The sequence below is a fragment of the Chlorobium sp. genome, assembly GCF_036528655.1.
Taxonomy (GTDB): domain Bacteria; phylum Bacteroidota; class Chlorobiia; order Chlorobiales; family Chlorobiaceae; genus Chlorobium.
The window spans coordinates 22,285-42,538 of sequence record NZ_JAIGND010000006.1; the positions used below are offsets into that span (position 1 = coordinate 22,285).

The following is a 20,254-nucleotide window of genomic DNA, read 5'->3' on the forward strand; positions in this document are numbered from 1 at the left end:
TCCTTCTATTTACTTCACACTCCACCGGATAGTGAATGCCTGTGTAATGGTTGTTTTCTGCTGCATTCGCTTTTCAAGCGCAGCGACAAGATGATCACGCTTTTCTGAGATTTGGTCTTCCAGATCAAAAATCCGTTCCCGTAAAGCACGTTTCTTACGTTCGAGCTTGGTGATTTCCTCCTGAAAACCGAGCTGTTCGGCCATGGTTGGAGCCTGTCGGCTTTTGCGTTGCAGATCACGAATCTGACGCTTGGTATCATCGAGTTCCCTCTGCGCAGCCATTTCCATGTCGTCCGCCCACTTGTCGAGCTGGTCACGAGCTTCTGCAAAATGGCGATTGTTCTCCTCGATGTTCCTCGACAAGGTAGCATGAAGGTGCCTTTGGGAATCTGCCCCCAACCTCTGCTGCACCTGCTCATTGTTCATTGTCAATTGTTCATTGACAACACCATTGCAAGAGAAGAGCTTCTCACAGGTTTCCTGATCGATATTGTTTCCATCGTCATCGATAGCAGAAAAGAGAAGGTACTCTTCTGAATCAAAGGAGTCGATGCGAAGTTGTTGCAGGGTAAGCCAGCCGGATTTTCCTGTAAGCTGTTCAACCAGTGCAATCCGGGTAGCATGGCCACTCATATCGAACGTCACTTCGGCAACCGGGCAAGTATGCTCCCGACCGACCTGCAGAACATGTTCGCCAAGAGGATGGCTGAGACGATAGAGAAAATCCCCGGTTACATTTTCCTGATTTTTTGAAATCAGATGGTAGCGACCAGAAGCAACTGATGAAACAGGACTGTCGTGAAGAAAGAAGCAGAATGTGCGGTCATCAAAATCTGCATTGCCCTGCAATTCATGACTGGTAAGGCTCCAGAAAAGTCGCCCGATCCGGTCAAGCCGTTCTTGGGTACCTTCAAGATTGACCTTCAGACGGGCGTGAACATCTTCGTCAAAATGCTCAAGTAGCATTTTTCTGGTGTCGAGCATCCGTGTCTGAATCTGCTCATCGAGTTCAGTGCGCAACCTGTCAAATGCCTCCTGAATCTCTCCTTCGCTGCGGCAAGCCTGATAAATCTCGAATATGCGACGTTCAAAGTCCATCCCGGCTTCTATGGTACCGAGAACTTCATCGCTTGCACCGAAGACCCCCGTAAAAAGATTGAATTTCTGTTCGAGCAACTCATACACACGGCGGTCAGCTGCGTTGCGTTCATTCAGAAAGTTGATAACGACAACATCGTGTTTCTGTCCGTATCGGTGACAACGACCTATTCGCTGTTCGATGCGCTGGGGATTCCACGGCAAGTCAAAGTTGACGATGGCCGAGCAGAATTGCAGGTTCAGACCTTCTGCGCCTGCTTCGGTGGCAATCAGGATGCTTGCCTGATCCCGAAAGCGGTCGATGATAGCTGCCCGTAAATCAACCTGACGTGAACCAGAGGCTCTGCCGGAGTCCTTGTTGACAGCCAGCCACTGCTGGTATATCCGCCCTGAATCATCATCTTTATTCGTTCCGTTGAAGGTCAGTACTTGGCCGGCATAACCATTCCCTTCAAGATATTCTTTCAACCAGCTCTGGGTTCGCCTTGATTCGGTAAAAATGACCACTTTCCTGGCAGCCCCAATCTCATCCATGAAATTGAATCCGATCTCAAGGGCTTTGAGCAATCCTTTGGTTTTGGTGTCAACGCCGATGCTTCTTGCCCAACGGATATAGTCTTCCAGCTCCTGAATCTCTGCCTCAAGTCTGTTCAGGTCGATCTTGGGTGCTTCTGGTTCGGGTGTTTTCTCCCCGGATCGTGATTCGTCCTCAACGAGACTGTCTTCCTGATCTTCGAGGATTTCATCAAGAAGATCATCGTCAATCTCCTCACCGGTCAGCAGTTGATCAAGCGCAGTTTCCTGTTTCCTGGCCTCATCCTTCAACCTGAGCAACCGATCGCGCATGATTTCAAGCGTTCCGGCAACTGCACGGGGTGAAGATGCAAGAACTTTGCGCACCAGCAGAATAAGCAGATGCCGCTGGCCGGAAGGCAGGGCATAGTTCTCTTCGCGCATCAGGTAACGCGATACGGCGTCATACAGCGACTGCTCCTGTTCGGTGGGTTTGAAGGGGCGGGTAATGAGCTTTCGTTCGGTATAGCGAACAAATTCGATGACCTGACTGCGCAACGTTCTCCAGCAAAAGGCTCTCAAACGATCGCGCAAACCGGTAATATCACCGCCATAATTGGTGTATTGCGTCCTGAACGAAGCCACTTCACCGAACAGCCGTTCATCGATAAGGGTTGAAAGACCATATAGTTCAAGAAGGGAGTTCTGCAATGGGGTCGCTGTGAGCAGAAGTTTTTTTCTCTCTTCAGTTGCCCATCGAATACGCTGCCCTATGCGGTTGCTTTCACGGTAGGCATTCCTGAGTTTGTGCGCCTCATCGATAACGACAAGATCCCAAGGGATTGCTCTGATCTCCTCTGCCCGACTGGAGGCAAAGTGCATGGAACAGATAATGATCCGCTGATCGCTGAAGGGATTCGGAATGTCCTGCTTCTGCTGCTGCCTGAATATGGCAGCATCGAGAACAATTGATGGAAGATTGAATTTTTCGGAAAGTTCGAGTGCCCATTGCTTGCGCAACGACGCCGGGGTGATAACAAGGATGTTGCGCTTCCTTTCTGCCCAGTACTGGCAAAGCACAAGTCCCGCTTCGATGGTTTTACCAAGCCCGACTTCATCGGCAAGCAAGACACCTTTGGATAGCGGGGATCGTAACGCAAAAAGAGCCGCTTCGATCTGATGAGGATTCAGGTCAACGCAGGCATCGAACAAGGCTCGGCCAAGCCGATCAACGCCATGGCCGCCAATCCGGCCAAGTTCAAGGGCGTAATATTTTGCGTGATAGTCAGTGATCATTAACAAACATCATTCTTATTTTGACTCCGACGCTCCGCTTGCCTTACTGCAATCATCTACCCCATTTTTCCTGAACTTCCAGAGGCGTCCGATACTGTAGAATGGCACACCAGACTTGTTGCCGTCTATGAGCTTACGTTAAGAGGCAGGAAAACCTGATGGGATCTATAACCAAACGACGTCGATTACATCAATCTCATTGGCTCCCGGAATAACCGATTGGAAACAGATTCACCAATCAGAGCTGATAGGGCAATTGTAATTATACGAATACATTGCGCTATTTCTCAACGGTATAGCCCGATTTGATCCGATGTTATCGAAAAAATGCATCAGCAGATTTTGAGTGATCAAATATATCAACAGAGAATTTTGGATGATTCGTGGAGAAAGAGTGCTTTCAAAAGGGATGTCAATATTCCGCCAGCATAGATTTTAATTACCACATAACAGCAAGTGCAACATTTGCCTGAAACCACAGAGGAGGAGCTTTCTGTCTCTCTCGCATCATGAAAGTAAATCCTTTCTGTTACTTCTTCAGCGCAGCCATCAGCTCCCGGTTCTGGGCCGTAACTGCCTCAAGCTGCCCGACAAGGCCTGCAGCATGCTCACGCGCTGCTACGGCTTCCTGCTGCGCTTTATCCAGTGCTGTCCTGCTCTCCTGCTTCACACTTTCCAGCTCGGCAAGAACCGCTTCCAGCCTTGCAACCGCATCCTGCTGCCGCTCGGCGGCAACTGAAGCCTGAGCTTCCGCTCTGGCCTGAACCTGAGCCAGCTCAGAACGAAGGGCATCCAAGGCCTCCCGTGCGGTATTGAGTTCAATCATTGCACTTGCAGCCTCATAATCGCGCTGCTGCTTGGCTGCGTGCAGTTCCGCCAGCTCGGAGGCCTGCCGCTCCCGAATCTGCTCTCCAGCCTGCACCTGCTCAAGAGCTGCAGCAAGTTGCTGTCGGACAGCTTCGAGTTCCTGAGCCTGGACCTCGTAAGCTTCGGAAACCTCATTCCGAAGATCTTCCGCTTCAGCCCGCTCGGTCGCCCATGCAGCCTGGGCTGCATTGAGGGACTCATTCGAGATCGCTTGCGCCTCCTGCCAGACTTCTGCCAGCAAACCTTTGAACACCTCCTGAATTCTTGCCGGAACTTCAACGGGCGGTGCTCCAGAAGAGGCTATCTGCTCTCGACGCCACTCCTTCATGACGGCGGAAGCCGTATTCATGTCCGCCTTTGCCGCACGACGAACCTGATCGACGGTAGGATACCGCTCACGGCCGGCTTCCTCGAACAGCTTCTCTGCGGTGGCTATAATACGTTTGCGAATCTCGCTATTGATCTCCATGTCGGTGTCCGGTTTAACTTGAAAAGTAATAACCAGAATAATAATATTCTTATATTATAACAAATAGATTCTTTATCCGACAAGCACCGGCGCCAGTAATCAGCGGGAATATCGCCGACCGGCCTGCGGTACTCAACCATCAATCATTATACTCAAAGCGCATACAAGGCCAGAGTCAGCTGCAGAGTTGAACCATGTGATCGAGAAAAGTTTCGCATGATCCCAAATAGTACATCGCATGTTGTCCGCCACATGCAGCATTATGTTTGTGTCGAATAGGAGAAAGAAAATCTGTTATGCCCTTTCTCCTCTGAATCTCATACAGAAGAATGATATCCATTGGTTTCGCGGGCCAAGAATATTTCCGTATTTTTATTTCTGTATACCGCAACTCTTTGACCCTCTACTGTGAAAGCTTTCCTCATTCAGCTTGGAATCATGCTTGCAGCTTTTCTGGTGGTATGGTTTTTCATCCCCTCAGTAACAGCCGGTATAGAGCAATGGCCTGAGTGGCTTCGAGACTCCAACATGCAATTCCTGCTCAGCTTGATTGTTTCCCTCGTTCTCGCGTTCAACCCCGGTACTGCGCGTTTTGTCAGGAATACCGTGGTTATCATAGGTAAAGGAAATCAGGTCATTCAGAGCTGCCGTTCTGCCGTGAATAATAATTCTGTCACCAATACGGCCAAAATTACCGGCGACAGCAACAAGGTTGAGCAAGGGTAACGCAGCAAAAACTTATCAGCTATGGACTGGAAGTGGAATCATATCCGCATCGAGGGCAATAACAATCTGGTGCTTCAGGATGTTGATGGCAACACAACGACCATTGCCATTACCGCCTTTATCGAGATCTTCACGAAAGAAAAGGATGCGCGCATTGAGGAGTTGCGTGGTTGGTTGATCGACAAGGAGAAACTCGAGCGATTTGCCGATGCCGACCGAACTCGAATGCAAGCTGAGCTGCAAAAGCTTCAGGAAGAAAATGCGATTCTTGAAGAACGAATCCCAATCCTCCTGCAAGAGTTCAACAACAAAGACATTTCCCGGACAGATGCCTTGTATCAGGAAGCATTCGCTCTGTTCATGAATGGGAAGGTGGATGAAGCTCTTGATGTGCTGGACGACGCCAAGCTCAATGCAAAAAAACAAGAGTTGAAACATGAACAGCAAAAGCTTGCGGAAACCTTTCTGCTAAAAGCTGACTTGCTTCAATTAAAATTTGATTTTAAATCGGCTGCGAAAAACTTTGAAGAAGCACTTTCTATAGCTCCTGTGTGGGCCAATTATCTGAAAGCCGCTAATTTTCACCAATTCCTCAATGATTTTTTACCGGCAGAAAACCTGTATACGCAAGCACTCGCATTAGTAGAAACTCCGGACGAGAAAGCTACGACACTCAACAATCTGGCTAACCTGCAAAAAGCCAGGAACGAGTTCGAGGCCGCGGAGCTGGGGTATCGGGAAGCGCTGCAAATCAGACGCGAGCTGGCGGCTACCAATCCTCAGGCTTTTCTGCCCTACGTAGCTACGACGCTCAACAATCTGGCCGCGCTGCAAAGTGACAAGAACGAGTTCGAGGCAGCGGAGCTGGGGTATCGGGAAGCGCTTGGCATCTACCGCGAGCTGGCGGCTACCAATCCTCAGGCTTATTTGCCCTACGTAGCTGGCACGCTCAATAATCTGGCCTTGCTGCAAAAAGCCAGGAACAAGTTCGAGGACGCGGAGCTGGGGTATCGGGAAGCGCTTGGCATCTACCGCGAGCTGGTGGCTACCAATCCTCAGGCTTTTCTGCCCGATGTCGCCATGACGCTGATAAACCTCGGAATATTTTATCTGCAATCTGCGCCCGAGAGGGATAAATCAGTTGCCTGTATTGCGGAAGCTTTACAGATCCTCAAGCCATTGACAGCCAGAATCCCCTATCTCCAGCAGTATCAAGCAACGGCTTTACAGGTTGCTTCCGCGTGGGAAATTGATCCGGATGAGTTGCTGAAAAGTCTATAACGAGCAGACACTTGGCTCCCACCATAAGCTCTTTTCAGCTCTTCCCGTTTTAGTTATGATAATGTATTTTATCATAACTAAACCTCCCATTAAAGCCTGATGCCCCATCACCATGTACTCACCATAACCAACAGCCCTGTTGTTGGTGTTGTTTTTGGAGGGAAACTGGCTATTCTTCAGTTTTCGGTAACAAGCCATCGGACGAGTATCCGACGATTATGGCCACCAAAACACAGTGAAAAGATGAAAAAGAAGACTTGAAGGCGGATGGTATTGCGGGTCAGATCAAAGCAATCGCCCCATCAAGGCTCGGCGTAATTCTGGGCATCACGATTCTGCAGCCATACCCTGAACCCCTTGTCTCGCTTGAAGTGGTTCCGTAAAATCGCTTCGAGCACGAGCGATTCGTCTGCTCCTTTGCTCTTTTCCTGCGCCGCTTTCACGTACAGGTCGAACTCATCGGACACCTCTTTCCTGATCCGGAACTTCCGGGTTACCGGTTCGCTTTGCACCTGAATTTCAAGATCGATCATAACGCTCCTTTTTTTCAGTTCTTGTAAGGATCGACAATCATGTCCTTGTTCACAAGGATGTTCACTGTCATGCCTGCTCTGATCTTCAGGGTCGGTTGAATGTCGAGATTCTTTCTCGTAATCTGCCGGCCTGTGCTGCTTATGTCCTCACCGACACTGGCCGCCATTCGCTGCTGTGTGCTCATACTCTCCTCGTCGGTATAAGTGCCCTGCGAAACCGATGCGCCGATCGACAGCAGTGAAGAGAGCACCGCTCCACCAACCAGTCTGTCGTAATGATTATCGACCTTATCCTTGTATCCGCTGTTGCCGGCAAGATCGACTCCCGGCATGTTGTCGAGCACGATGGAGGAACCATCAGGGCGAATCATGCGCACCCAGACCACCTGTACCCGTTTCTGTCCATAGCTTACCATGCTGTCATACTTGCCGAGCACCCTCGTACCCTGGGGAATAAGCAGGTAATCCCCGGTTACCGTATCGTACATATTTTCCTTGACCATGGCGATGACGTTACCCGGCAGATCGGAGACGATGCCAGTCACGAGTATCGCCGGAATCACTGATCCCGATTTCACCTCATATCTGCTTGCGGCTTTGCGCATTGGCTTCGCTACATACTCCCTGTCTTCTCCTCCTCCGGTCGTAAAAAACTCGTTCTTGCGGGCCTGGTTGTTCTGATCCCTGCCATACATGCCGGCAACCTGATTGCCTCCCTGCAAAGGTTCTGCAGGTGCAGAAGAAACACCGCCTGCGGTGTTGACCGGTGTTGCTGCATTTGCTGTACCCCCAAAGAAGGGACTCGATGTCAGGGCAGCATGCCGTTCCTGCTCGGCAGGATCCGGCTGCTGATACTGCGCACTGTTCTGATAACGGTTGTCTCCCTGTTTTACCATGGTATGACCGAGATCACCGGGCAAAGGCTTGCCCAATGCGGGCACATCATCCGGAATCGGAGCGGTGATCGATGTGTCGGGTACCGTGACCGGTTTGCTGTTGTCTGGCCCTTGAGTGATTACATCGGGAATGGCCATCGTGTTCGATACGGCCGCCTCGTTTTTCTCTTCAACCTTCACACCCTTCTTCGGCGGCTGCACGGCGATCATGATTGCCAGGAAAATCGCTCCGACAAGCACCGCCGTAATGGCGATCACCGGCCCTTTTTTCAACGTGCGACTTTTCGGTTTGGGCAGCTGCAGCCGGGGATCGTCGGATGGTATCTTCGAGACATGTGGATCGGCTTGCTCCTGCTGTTGCATCGGTTCCTCTGCATTCGTCATTTGCCGATCCCCCTTACCGTTTCGTTATCCGTACAATCACATCGCCTTTTTCCCCGGCCCGCAGTTCCGCCCTGCTGAAGAGACGGTCAACAACGTAGTAGTCATTTTTTACCCGGTAGTTCACCAGCTGCACATCACCTGACTTCCCGACCACGAACAGCACCGGAGCTTCTCGCGCAAGCATGGCTTCCGGAAACTGCACGAAAGTCTTTCGCCCGTCGTCGAAAACCTTCACCGGCATCCAGACCGGCCTCGAACCCTTCTTTACATCCACCTTGTAAGCGAAATCCAGCGCAGCAAGGTTCACATGTGATTCGGTAGCCGTGGCCTCAACGGTTTTCAGTTGCCTGAGATTGTACTGTTCGTAATTCCAGGACACTGCGGCCATGTAGGTGGACTCGTAGCTCGTCAGTTCGATATGGTAGGTGCGCAGATTGGTGTTCAGGCTGAGCGTGGTGTGGAGCCCCGGTCGGGTCGGCTTGAGGTAGATGTGCTCCTGCTCGAGCCCGTTGGCCATGCTCTTGCTGCGGCCTATGATCCAGCGGACGGTATCTCCCGAAACCGGATCACCAAGCAGTTTTTCACCCGGTTCCAGCTGGATGTCGGTGAGCTTCAGCGGAGCCGAGTACACCTGATAAAGCTGTCCCTCCTCATAATCGTAGCGCATGATGGCGTTCTGATAACCGAACCGGTCAGGGTTCCTGGCGGATTCCCGGTTTGCGTGTTCGATCACGTTCCAGGGTCTCTGTGCGGCAACGGATTCAGTCGTACCGGTCATGCCGTTTGCGGTCAGGACCGCTGCAAGCAGCGGTATCGTTCTCTTCATGATAGATCAGGTTATCGGTTGATGCGTGACCAGTGAAACTCGTCGATATAGAGGCCGATAGGGTTGGCAGCAAGCTGCTCGTCAGTCTGTGGCTGTTTCAGCACAATCCGGAAGATGCCCCGCCAGTAGCTTTCGCCAAGCGGCTCCCCGTGCACACCCCAGACCGACTCTTTCCAGTCCACCTGCCAGCTGTCACGGGACAATGGCACCATGGAGAGCACGTCCACGCTTACCCGTTCGGTGGCAAGCCGCGCGAAAGGGTCGTTCTTCTGCACGTATGCGTTCAACGTGTTCGATCCGTTTGCAGTCACCAGCTTGTAGGCATCGAGCCAGTTGCGTTTCACAACGGCACCATCCGAGCTGATCATGCGGGTATCCTGAATGAACCGCTGCAGATGGTACTTTATCGAGGGATCGGCAGGCTTGTAAGCAGCCCAAGCCTGACCGGCTTCACCACGGTTGATGGCACTGCCGTCACGGGCAACCTCCACGATATAGGGAACCTTCTTCGGCAGGCTGCCGAGCCAGATCATCCCTCCAACGGAAGGCATGGCCACAAGAAACAGCATGGCAAAGGCAAATATCCGCCAGGTGCGTGCCTGCACTGCGGCATTACCGATCCGGTCATCCCACTCCTGCTTCGCCCGCTTGTAGGGTGTATCGAGTTCCCCTTTCGGCTTCCAGCTTCTCGTTTCTGCGTTCATCTGTCGTTTGTTTGGAGTTACAGTCTTGGTGTAGCGCTGCCACCTGCCGGGCGAGCCTCTTCAGGGGTATGCAGGGCATGCAGTGCGGTTTTTGCCCAGCCGGGAGCCTGTTGTTTTTCTTTGTCGCCGGTTTCCGGCAAGGCATTGTCTGTTGGTCCGAATTTGCCAGCTGATGCAGTTCCTCCCGGCCCTGAACCGCCTCCTGATGGCCCTCCTCCTGATGGGCCTGTACCGGCACCTCTGTCAGCAGGTGATGTGCCGCCTGATCCGAACCGGGAACCGATCATCTGACTTGCCGCACCAACACCCGCTCCGACTTTCTCAACTGCCAGCTTCGTAAGGCTGTAAGCCCCCATCCCGGCAAGCGCAACTCCGGTACCACCGACAACAGCGTTCTGCATGGCTGTTCCGGCGCTGAGGCTGGGGCTGCCGGCAAGCAACCCTGCTGCAATGCCAGGAGCGTTCCAGGCAAGGAAGGCGACTGCTCCTACCGTGAGCAGGGCGCTCCATATCTCCGTAAAGTTCAGGTCGGCAGTGAAACTCAGCGTTGAGAGCGTCGGCTCGATCACAGCCATGATGAACGCGAGCACCATAAGCTTCACTCCCGATGAAACGATGGCTCCGATGGCCTTCTCGGCAAGAAACTTCGTCGGCTCGAAAAAACCGAACGGCAGAAATATGCCTACCACGGCGGCGAGCAGGTTGAATTCGAGTACCGCATAGAAGATCTGCCAGGCAATCAGGATATAGGCCAGCATAATACCTACATAGGTCAGCGCGAGCACGATGCCGTTGACAATCTCCGTAATACCGATGCCACTCATCTTCTCGACAAGCGGTGTTGTGGTCAGGAGACCATAGTCGATGATGTTCGACGGATCGAAGAGGCTCGGACCTCCGCCTCCGCCAGCTATCTGACCGGCCTGGATCAGGGATTGCACGAAGGCGTTCGACAGGCTGGGAAACGTTCGCACGATCCACATCCAGACGCCGAGATAAAGCACCTTCTTCATCACACCGACGATCTTTTCGCCGCCACCAAGCGCCCACCAAAGGCCGAGCATGACGATCTCAATGCCGAGCAGTGCTCCGGTCAGCCAGGTGATGGCGGGCTGGAGGTTCGACCAGCCCGCCCCGAACGCAGTGAGAAAGTTGTTGAGCGTTTCGGTAAGTATGCCTGGATTCATGGGTCAGGGATGCATCTACTTCTTGAGTGGAGGCATGTTCTTGTACTTGGGTTTTGGAGTCGTATCGACGTCACCGTACCCTTTCCAGAGATCATTAGACTTCTTGGCCTGTTCCTGCTGCTGCAGGATCGGTTCGGCCGGCTTGCGCTCTGCACATCCTATGGCGAAAAAGATCATCGAAAGGATGACTCCGAGCATAACGTATTGACGTACCATGGTTGTTCCTCCTTTACTGTTTCAGGTTTGGCATGTTGGTATATTTCGCGTTGGCCTGCTTGTCCACATTGCCATATCCGCTCCACATCTGGGTCGAAAACGCCCGTTCGGCCTCTTCGCGGTTGGCCGCCTGCGCTGCTGCCATAGCACTCACCCGTGCACTCACCGCAAGGGTCTGTGTAAGACCGTCGAGCTGACCGGCCATAATACCCAGCATCTGGTTGGTTGACTGCAGCTGCCGCACTTCGCCATCCGCTGCGGATGACCGGCTGAGAATGGCCGCAGCTTCGTTGTTAAAGGCCTGAGAGCGTTCCACGACACTCTGAGCCTTCATGGCGATCTTCGATGCTTCGGAAAGCTCTTTCGTCCAGTCCCGGTAGTACTGCTCGTACCTGTTGAAATCGATCTGATCCCAGGTTCCCTGCGGAAAAAGCTGGTCGAACTGACCATCGATCCGATTGAGATCGAAACTGATCCCCTGCACATCCGACAACAGGCCGTTCAGCTCCTGCATGTTACTGTCATAGATGGATTTCACCGGCCCGAAGGCAGCGGCGGGAAGTGTCTGCAGCGACCGAACCTGGTTCCTGATCTGCTCAATCTGATTCTTGATCTGTTCGGCTGAACGAACGGCAGTAAGCGTGGTCTGCTTGAGATTCGAAATATCGATAACCGTCAGTGCCGCCTGTGCATCACTCTGAATGAGCGGCAGCGCTGGTGTTACGGTAAACAGCAAGCTTGCAAGCAGCAGGCTTTTCACGGTTCGCTTCATGGATATACGGTATGTGTGATGCATCGTCTTCTCCTTTTCATGATTGCAGTGATGTATTGCCCCTCGCCCGCTCGAGCAGAGATGCTGCCCAGTCAAGCCCCCGATACCGCAGCAACGCTGGTGCATATTCTTCCTTCGGCAGCGCCTCCTCGATGGAATCCATGAATCGCTGGTCCTCCGGATTGGACAGTCCGGCAAACGCGAGCGCCACCGGCCCCATGTTCAGGGTGAACAGCCGCCGCCCCTTGACCGAGCGGTAGTAGTAGTCCCGTTTCTTCTGGGCGGTAGCCAGCAGCATGATCTCCGTGTCCCTGAGTCCGAATTTCCGGTAGGAATCGGTCATGGCCGGCGTGAGCGCCTCCTCGTCCGGCAGGTAGAGCTTGGTATGGCAGGCTGACAGGATGGTTGCCATGATGGGCGATTCGACGGCATCGGCAATTTCCTGCGTAGCGAAGACCACCGAAACATGCTTTTTCCTGAGGGTCTTGAGCCAGTTCTGCAGCTGCCCCATGAAAACCGGGTGCTTGAGAAAAAGCCATGCCTCGTCGAGAATCAACAACGTGGGGCGTCCGTTGAACCGTTGCTCCACACGGTGAAACAGGTAGAACAGACCTGGAATCACCACCTCCGGGCTCATTGTCATAAGCGCGTTCATCTCGATGGTAATCCACGCCCCGTCGCGCATGGTGTCGGTGTCAGCATCGAATATCTCCCCGTAGTTGCCCTGCATGGTGTAGGGCCGAAGCGCATCACGAACCTCCCGGCTCTGCACGAGATCGCTGAAGACCGTCAGGGTGCGGTGACTCCGTTCGCTGGTAGCAAGATTCTGCAAGGCATCATCGATCTCCTTCTTGAGTACGGGCGTCTCCTGAAGATGCTGCTCCCGGAGCAGGAGCAGGATGAAGGAGGAGGCCCAGATGCGCTCGGCAGGATCGTCGATGGCGGCAAGCGGCTGGAAGGCCAATGCGGCTTTCTCCCCGCCGGGCTCGTAGTAGTCGCCGCCAACGGCCAGCGTGGCGGATCGCGAGGAACGATCCTTGTCGAAAATCACCACCTGTGCATCGGGATAGCGCAACCACTGCAATGCCAGCATGGCAAGCAGGGTTGACTTGCCCGCTCCGGTCGGCCCGACGATCAGCGTATGGCCGACATCGCCGATGATGAGGTTGAGCCGGAACGGAGTGCTGCCCGTCGTGGAGCAGATGATGTGCGGCGTACCGATGCCGGTTACCTCCTGCAGATGGCGGTTCTGTTCGTCTCCGGCCCAGATTGCCGAGAGCGGCATGATATGGGCGAGGTTCAGGGTGCTGATGATCGGCCTGCGCACGTTGGCATAAACGTGTCCGGGAATACTCCCCAGCCATGCTTCGCGGCTGTTGAGGGTTTCGTCCTTCACCACAAATCCACGGCTCTGGATCACCTGCTTCACCCTCCGGATACGGCGCATCGCCTCCTGAAGGTCAGGATAGCTCACGGTCACCGTGCAGGTCATGATGCCGAATGAGACCAGATCGTCCCCAAGCTCCTGCAAAGCCGCATCCGCATCGGCGGCCTTGTTAGCCGCAGCGCTGTCGAGCAGGGCTGACGGTTCCTTGGTTGCCTCCTCTTTCAGCATCGTGAAAAGGCTCTTCCGCTTGCCCCACCACTGGCGCCGGTACTTCTCGATCTCCCGCCGTGCATCCTCCTTATCGAGCGCGAGGTAGCGCACTACCCACCGGTACTCGATCTGCAAGTGGTTCAGCTCGTCGAGCATCCCCGGCAAAGAGGTCGATGGAAACCCGGTGAAGGTGATGGTGGGAATGGCATGATCTCCCAACATGCAGATGTCCCCGACGCTGAGCGCCTGATCGGGCAGAAGCGCATCGAGGTACATGGGAACCTCTGGGGCCTGCACGACGTGGCGGTTGGTGGAGATGGTGCTGTGCAGGTAGGTGAGCGTTTCGCTGTCGTCAAGCTCACGAACCTCGACGAACACCCCGGCCATGATGTCTGTGATCTCCCGTACCTGCCGCTGAAACTGCTCGAGGTCGCGTTCGTTATCAAGTACGGGATCGTCCTGTTCAGGGTCATCGTAGAAAAGGCTCGAAACCTTTTTCCCTTTGCTGCCGGGCATCTTCCAGACGAAGGTGAGGAAATAGGCAGACTCAAAGTGTGAACCAGCCTCCTCGAACTGGCCCCGCCGTTCCCGGTCGAGCAGCCATGCTGCCGGATGAGACCAGGTCGAAGAGGGATATTCGGAGTGCTCGAACCGCTGTGCCTCGATGAAGAGACTCCATCCGGAACCGAGCCGTTTCAGAGCATTGTTCAGCCGGGCAACCGCCGAAGCAAGTTCAGAGGGCGACGAGCTGGCAAGGTCAGGCCCCCGGAATGCGATGGTCTTCTGCAGGGCCGCATCCTTCTGCAACACCACACCCGGAGCCACGAGTGCGGCCCATGGCAGGTAGTCTGGCAGCCTCGTGGACGGCTCGCGATAGTGCTTCAGGCTCAGCATCGTTCTTCAGGGATACATGATTTTCGGTGCCCGAAGCGCCCGTACGAAAACATCGAAAAAGAAGGGGTCACGCCGGGTAAGTGCGGCCAGCAGGATATGCAGGCCGACAGCGATAGGTACCACCCAGAGCTGCTGCATACCGAAACCAAGCGCGGCAAAGGTAGTCCAGATCAGGATGGCCGGAGTACGTGGTACACCTCCCATCAGGATGACATCGCTCAACGAGCGGTGCATGGGCACCTCATATCCTTCAATCATTCTGACACCTCCAAAAATCTGTTCCGCACCCCGATCGCTGCGTTAGCCGGTGCTCGAAATCCTCACGTACTCCATGTACGCTCCGGTTTCTGCGCTCCGACCGCCTTGCACTCGGCTCGCTCACGACGCTTTTTCCAGATGTCATACGGTCAGTCCTCCGCTGAAGCCCATGAAGCTCAGCCCCCACGACACTGCATTGAATGCAATGGAAAGGCCGAAAAGTACCCAGAGCGCCTTTTTCATAACACCGCCACCTTCACTGAAAGCAAGTCCGAAACCAAGCGTTATGAAGGCAATAGCCCCAAACACCCGGCTGACCGGACCGGCAAGAGAATCGAGCACCTGACTGAGCGGCGATTCCCAGGGCATGCCGGTCGAGGTAGCCAGAGCGGTGTTGGCTGTAAACATCAGAATGGCAACGAGCAGGAGTTTTCGGTTCATGATCGTATCGTTCGAGATTAATAGATGCTGTTCAGATCGCAACGGGTTCAGATAGTTCTCCAGACACCTCGCATACCAGCAAGGCCGGAATTTCTATCTGTTCTTCAAGCTGATGATGGAGTACCCACTGGCCATGTTCGTCGATCCCTCTGACCTCGGCCATTCCGCTGACCCTGCGACCGGCAGGATGGTTCTTGTCCCTCGTAATGTGTACGCAGATATCAACTGCCTCTGCGATAAGTTCACGCGGTGCCCTTGGCACCACCTCTTCGGCAAGCTGCGCAAGCCGGTCGAGCATGGCTATCGGACTGTTGGCGTGAATAGTTGCAAGCCCTCCCGGATGCCCTGTATTCCATGCTTTGAGCAAATCGAGGGCCGCACCGTCACGCACTTCACCGACAATGATGCGATCCGGACGAAAACGCAAGGCGTCCTTGACGGCCCGCTGATGCGAGTAGAATGGCGGCTGCACTAGAATCTGCAACATGTTCTCGGCAGTGCACTGCAATTCCGGATTGTCCTCGACGATATACACCCGGTCACCTGTGTCGGCCACCAGCTGCAACAGAGCATTGGCAAAGGTGGTCTTGCCGGAACCGGTACCTCCACCGATCAGAATGTTCTTGCGGGCCTTGACGGCGATTTCGAGCAGAAAAGCGATCTCCGGCGAAATGATCGTGCGCTGTACGTAATCATCGAGCGTGAACACGATTCTGGCCGGCTTTCGCAGGGCAAAAACCGGACGGCTGACAATCGGCGGAACAGAGGCCTGTAAACGAGCACCCCATTCCGGCAGCTTTGCCGCAAGCGAAGGGTTGCGCTCGTTGATTTCGGTATTCGAGGAAGCAGCAACAAGACGGATCATGCGGTCAGCATCCTCGGCGCTCATCACAATTTCCGTGCAGGACATACCGCAGCCGAGCTCGTCGATCCAGATACGCCCGTCAGCGTTCAGCATGATCTCGACAATGCTCTCCCGCTCAAGAAGCCCGCGTAAGGGAGCAAGAGCACTCTGAAGCGAGGCTATACGCCTCTGATGGGTAAGATTTGCCATTACCTGAAAACGAAATTGCCCAACAACAATTGATAAAATACCTAAGCACTATACTGATATTCAGAAATATTAATACCTATATATTGATAAATTTTATCATTTATTCAAAATATCAGGCAAAATAATAGAGAGCACTCTCGCAGAACTGGCAGAAAGTTTGGGGCGACCCGAACAGGAGTTCGTAGCCCGTTTTTGGAGTTGGTGTGCCTTGTTAGGCGGAAATGGGTGACGGGGGATTAACCGTGGTGGAATGTGGCCTTACATTCCTCATCTTCGCGAGTAAACTTGCAGCTGCTGGAAGCGGGGGTCTTGCCCAAGCGATGGAGCAGCTTGCACAATCACCTCCAGACATTGCCCCAATTTCCGAGGCGCCCACCACTGTTGATTCTGTATCACAGCACTGAGCAGACGCAGTGCATCCTCAGGGAATCGGCTGCATAAACCCGATTCGAATAACAGATGCACGATATGGTACGGATGCTCAATCGGTTGCAGCCAATCCTGCACCGCTGTCAATGCAAAAGGAAATTCGGATCGGGCCGCAATAATGAGCTTGGTCAATGATTCCGCGATTCGCGGGGTGGCAAGATCGCGAATCTTGGGCCAGACGTTTTGCCAGAACGGCTGAATACGGTTTTTCCAATACTCCTCACGCTGATCGGCGGCCCCTTCGAGGGCTTGTACGAGCGCCTGCGCGGACTCCTCCAACCCCTCTTGAGACATCTGACCAATCGCTGTTCGGAATTCCTCTGAGGTGTAACCTTCGGTCGGTCCGAGCGCTACAAAAGTCAAAAAAACAGCGAATTGTTGACGGTGTTCTCCTAAATCAGCGTAGTGGCTGGCACTTTCAAGGAATTGGGATTTGAAAGCTGTCAACAGTGGCTGGTAAATTCGGGGTGACCACAAAAAGCCTTGCCACAAGGCTTTCGCTTCTTCAGGATTATTCCAACTGAACAACGGCAACAGATGTTGCTCAGTCCATGCTCGATCAACACGGAAAAGCGCAATCAATTGCGAACCCAAAAGCACCCTCGCGTGGCGGAATCGATCCACCTGTAAGTCGCAAAGCTGCGTAAATATGGCTTTGATTTCGGCTGGAAGTTGATCGTTGTCATTCGGATTTTGTTTGAACCAAAGATTGAGCAAAGCCTGCGTAATATGACCGACCGGATGATTTATTGCCTCAGTGACAGGCTGATTCAACGGTTTACCATTTTGCATCATGCCAGTGCCTGCTTCCAGTGGAAGAGCCAAGATGCGACGACACAAGCTCAGAAGGATTTCCTCGTGTCGGCTGATCGATTTGGATGCCGTCTCGATCCACTGCGTCACGCTGTGAGCAATATCCTGAATCATGTTTTCTGGCATGGTTAGCACCAGTGGTGCCGCGTATCGCCAGGAGCGCGCCACCATACCATCTTGGCTCCAGACTTGCAAAGCTTCCCTCCATCGCCCGGTCGGCCAAATGTTATCACGTGCCAGATCACACAAGGCGTAAAGGCTGTGGAAAAAACGGGTTCGGCAGACGTCATGCCAGGTATCTTCATAGAATGGCCGCTTTTTAAGTTGCGGCTTTTGGAGCCATTGAACGAGCTCGCGCCGGTTTCGAGGTGCAATGTCGATCTCCCGCCTGTCTTCATAGTCTGGATCGCCCGTACCACTCATCCAGTGCGAAAATTCGTCACGCTCGTTGGTCGCCAACTGCCATTCCGGATATGCATTAGACAGTTGATCCAAACGTTCCGCTGCGAGTGAACCCAGCTTCAGGCCTGATGAGTGCAATTTTGAAAGATGCAGCCAGATTGAATGCGCAACCAGGTCTTGCCACCTATCTGGTTCAAGATCATTTCGGAACATCTCGCGCGGAGGGCCAATCAGGATAGCAGCCTCCAAACGATCCTGTTCAGCACGTTGCAAGTGACCTCCTTGCAAAACCAATAACCGGCATACTTCACGTTGCGTTTCAATTGACCACAGCCACCAAGCGTTCTCCACCAACAGCCAGTTCACCCACTGTGCAGGTTCGATGCAATCATCCTTGCTGGATGCAAAAAGGGCCAGCCGTTTGAACGTGGGATAAGGGATATCGAACCACGTCCGGGCAATTCGCGCAGCACGAGCACTGTCGCTGTGATGAACCGCCTGCCATGCGTCGCGTAGCAATTCGATCAGGCTCATCCAATCACGGAAACCACGATTTTGCCAATGCGGACTGATAGATGGCATATCCCAATGTGATCGGTCATTTCGGTCGTCTGCCTCGCCCAATTCGCGCTGCAAGTCCAGCGCATCACGCAGTAGTTGCTGGAGGTCATCAAACAGTAGCGGCAGAGCAGACGTCCAGGTTTCGTCGGCAAGGTCTTTCAGGTCCGAGTGCACGTAATCGGAGGCCAGAACCATTTCCCAATCCACTAATTGCCTGATCCGTTCTGCTTCATCCGTGCTTGCGTCTTCGCCGCCCCAAAAAAACGGTTTTTTCAGAGTTACCCGAGGAGCAAGCATGTCACGCAGTTCCAGGCGCAATGTCGTTGTCAACCCATCCCGCTTCAGCCGATCTGTCCAGCTATAGAGATCATAGTTATGCCACGATGATTTCACCCGACCACTGAGAAGCAAGCGCCACAACGTACGCATCAACAGCCCAGGAATGGCCTTTGGAGCCTGCGAGCGGATAGCATCCAGCTCGGCAACTTTGCCTTCGCGTTCCAGTCTAACAAAACCATGCAGTTCGTTCTCGATCAGCAACTGCCACCGCTCATGCAACTGTCCACCATGCTGGGCGATCCAGAGTATCAGCCTCGGATCATCCAAGTGGCGCACCAGCCAGCGAGCCAGTTGCGACATAACGTCATCCCATTGACTTTCGGCGGTACCACCAGAAACGAGTGACATCCACGGCGCTTGGGCGTAAGAGGTCGGTCGGCGAATCAGGCTGAAGTTCAGTTTGGTGTCAATTTCGTCGTGAGGAGGCACACCAAAGCGGGAGAGATCACTGTGTTGAAAGCGTGCATCTGAAAATGCATCGAGTAGCCACTCAAGCGACGGAACAGGGTTGAAGTCAGCAAAACGTTTGGCCGGTAGCCCGGATTTATCCGACAAAGCCCAGAGCATTCGGCCAACGAAATCGTCCTGTCGTGAACTGGCCGATGGCCGCGCCAGAGCGTGACTGACGACGATACGTTCCTTGCCCAACACGCCGTCGCGGTAAGTTTCCGCCCAGGCGTACAAGGTCTGATGCAACGCCGAATGAGCGTTCCTGCCGTCAGACACCTTGTACAGGATAGGCGAAACACCCTTGGCTTCCCACTCGATGGACTTGCGATGCTCCTGCCCTGGTTCACAGTCACCCAGCGCCAAAGCCTGTGGCGTGACTTCGCCCAGCATACGGTCAGCTGCCAGAGCATCCATCATGTAGCGCAGCACCGGATCGTTGATGCTGTAACCCACGAAGCACACCACGTAGTTGCGAAACAACTCGCTCACGAAGCGGGCTGCCCAGCGCTCGGTAAGATAAGCCAAGCCAAAATCACCACTGGTGACCACCAACCGGTTGAGCGAGCTATCGTCGGTTTTTTTAGGCAGCAAGCCGTGCAGGAAGACCAGCCCGTCCCAGCGACTGTTTTTCGGAATTGGTAACATCGGCGCAGCATACTCCGAGAACGTTTGACCTATGCGTTTGGCCGCCGAGTGAAAGACACGGTCGAAGTTGGTGGTGACCAGCCTCAGTACACCGTCGCGACTGGTCGCCAGCCGCAACAGCGCTGCGTGGGTGTCAGTAGCCCCTTTGCGACGCAATTTGGGATTGAGCGCCTGTGCCAGCGCCCGGCGCACCGAAAGACGCTGGCCCGGAATACGTCGCTCCAACAGGTCAAGTGTAGCGTCAAACTGCCCATGGTCAAAGGCCTCGCGCTCTATTTCCGAATCCGAAATTGCCGTTCCGTTTCGCTGGTATATCTGCTCAACAAGCCCCTTGAAGCCCGGCAAGCCCGCAGGATACGAAATACCGGCACCGCAGAAAAACACCACGCGCCCCTCCTCGTGCGCCTGCAAAAGAGTATCCGGGATGTCGGGACCGTCAGTGATGAATTGCACTTTATTTGACTGGTTCTATTGAATTCGAGTGTGAATAGGGGCAAGTGAACTTATAGAAGGTCTTATGCCATAGATAAGATCTTATTAAGAGAACATCGGATTTGACACCATCAACCTCTCATTGACTACTAACAATAGATCTGTCGTTGC

Annotated in this window: 16 protein-coding genes; 2 read left to right on the forward strand and 14 right to left on the reverse strand. The window is 53.6% G+C overall.

The window, feature by feature from the left end; translation table 11 throughout:
* Positions 1 to 9: 9 nt before the first annotated feature.
* Both K4305_RS02135 and K4305_RS02140 read right to left on the reverse strand, forming a co-directional pair.
* A complete protein-coding gene (locus K4305_RS02135) occupies positions 10 to 2,907 on the reverse strand; it encodes an SNF2-related protein (protein ID WP_331560690.1) in 2,898 nt (965 codons plus the stop codon).
* Positions 2,908 to 3,436: 529 nt separating this feature from the next.
* Entirely contained in the window at positions 3,437 to 4,243 is an 807-nt protein-coding gene (locus K4305_RS02140; RefSeq protein ID WP_331560691.1) for a DNA-binding protein, read from the reverse strand.
* 438 nt (positions 4,244 to 4,681) lie between these two features.
* Between K4305_RS02140 and K4305_RS02145 the strand changes: the two genes are divergently transcribed.
* Both K4305_RS02145 and K4305_RS02150 read left to right on the forward strand, forming a co-directional pair.
* Complete coding sequence (locus K4305_RS02145; RefSeq protein ID WP_331560692.1) at positions 4,682 to 4,969, forward strand: hypothetical protein; 288 nt, start codon at positions 4,682 to 4,684, stop codon at positions 4,967 to 4,969.
* 21 nt (positions 4,970 to 4,990) lie between these two features.
* A complete protein-coding gene (locus K4305_RS02150; RefSeq protein WP_331560693.1) occupies positions 4,991 to 6,250 on the forward strand; it encodes a tetratricopeptide repeat protein in 1,260 nt (419 codons plus the stop codon).
* Positions 6,251 to 6,552: 302 nt separating this feature from the next.
* Here K4305_RS02150 and K4305_RS02155 read toward each other — a convergent pair whose 3' ends face one another.
* The 12 genes from K4305_RS02155 to dsr1 form a co-directional block, all read right to left on the reverse strand.
* Complete coding sequence (locus K4305_RS02155; protein ID WP_331560694.1) at positions 6,553 to 6,783, reverse strand: hypothetical protein; 231 nt, start codon at positions 6,781 to 6,783, stop codon at positions 6,553 to 6,555.
* A gap of 14 nt (positions 6,784 to 6,797) precedes the next feature.
* The gene (locus K4305_RS02160; protein WP_331560695.1) at positions 6,798 to 8,042 is read right to left on the reverse strand and encodes a TrbI/VirB10 family protein; all 1,245 of its coding nucleotides are present in this window, start codon (positions 8,040 to 8,042) and stop codon (positions 6,798 to 6,800) included.
* 34 nt (positions 8,043 to 8,076) lie between these two features.
* Positions 8,077 to 8,889 carry a P-type conjugative transfer protein TrbG gene (gene trbG, locus K4305_RS02165; protein ID WP_331560696.1) on the reverse strand — a complete coding sequence of 271 codons (813 nt, stop codon included), beginning with the start codon at positions 8,887 to 8,889 and terminating at the stop codon, positions 8,077 to 8,079.
* Between the two features lie 11 nt (positions 8,890 to 8,900).
* Complete coding sequence (gene trbF / locus K4305_RS02170; RefSeq protein ID WP_331560697.1) at positions 8,901 to 9,593, reverse strand: conjugal transfer protein TrbF; 693 nt, start codon at positions 9,591 to 9,593, stop codon at positions 8,901 to 8,903.
* Positions 9,594 to 9,610: 17 nt separating this feature from the next.
* Positions 9,611 to 10,780 (reverse strand): type IV secretion system protein, encoded by a 1,170-nt coding sequence (locus K4305_RS02175; protein WP_331560698.1) that lies wholly within the window; start codon positions 10,778 to 10,780, stop codon positions 9,611 to 9,613.
* Between the two features lie 15 nt (positions 10,781 to 10,795).
* On the reverse strand, positions 10,796 to 10,996 hold the full coding sequence (locus K4305_RS02180) for a hypothetical protein (protein ID WP_331560699.1): 201 nt from the start codon (positions 10,994 to 10,996) through the stop codon (positions 10,796 to 10,798).
* A gap of 13 nt (positions 10,997 to 11,009) precedes the next feature.
* Positions 11,010 to 11,768: a conjugal transfer protein gene (locus tag K4305_RS02185; RefSeq protein WP_331560700.1), complete on the reverse strand. Its 759-nt coding sequence runs from the start codon at positions 11,766 to 11,768 to the stop codon at positions 11,010 to 11,012.
* 37 nt (positions 11,769 to 11,805) lie between these two features.
* The gene (gene trbE, locus K4305_RS02190; RefSeq protein WP_331560701.1) at positions 11,806 to 14,259 is read right to left on the reverse strand and encodes a conjugal transfer protein TrbE; all 2,454 of its coding nucleotides are present in this window, start codon (positions 14,257 to 14,259) and stop codon (positions 11,806 to 11,808) included.
* A 6-nt stretch (positions 14,260 to 14,265) separates the two neighbouring features.
* Positions 14,266 to 14,517, reverse strand: a complete 252-nt coding sequence (locus tag K4305_RS02195) for a VirB3 family type IV secretion system protein (RefSeq protein WP_331560702.1) — start codon at positions 14,515 to 14,517, stop codon at positions 14,266 to 14,268.
* A gap of 141 nt (positions 14,518 to 14,658) precedes the next feature.
* Entirely contained in the window at positions 14,659 to 14,958 is a 300-nt protein-coding gene (locus K4305_RS02200; protein WP_331560703.1) for a TrbC/VirB2 family protein, read from the reverse strand.
* A 31-nt stretch (positions 14,959 to 14,989) separates the two neighbouring features.
* Positions 14,990 to 16,012 carry a P-type conjugative transfer ATPase TrbB gene (trbB, locus tag K4305_RS02205; protein WP_331560704.1) on the reverse strand — a complete coding sequence of 341 codons (1,023 nt, stop codon included), beginning with the start codon at positions 16,010 to 16,012 and terminating at the stop codon, positions 14,990 to 14,992.
* Positions 16,013 to 16,279: 267 nt separating this feature from the next.
* Entirely contained in the window at positions 16,280 to 20,104 is a 3,825-nt protein-coding gene (dsr1, locus tag K4305_RS02210; protein WP_331560705.1) for an anti-phage defense-associated sirtuin Dsr1, read from the reverse strand.
* Between the last annotated feature and the right edge of the window lie 150 nt (positions 20,105 to 20,254).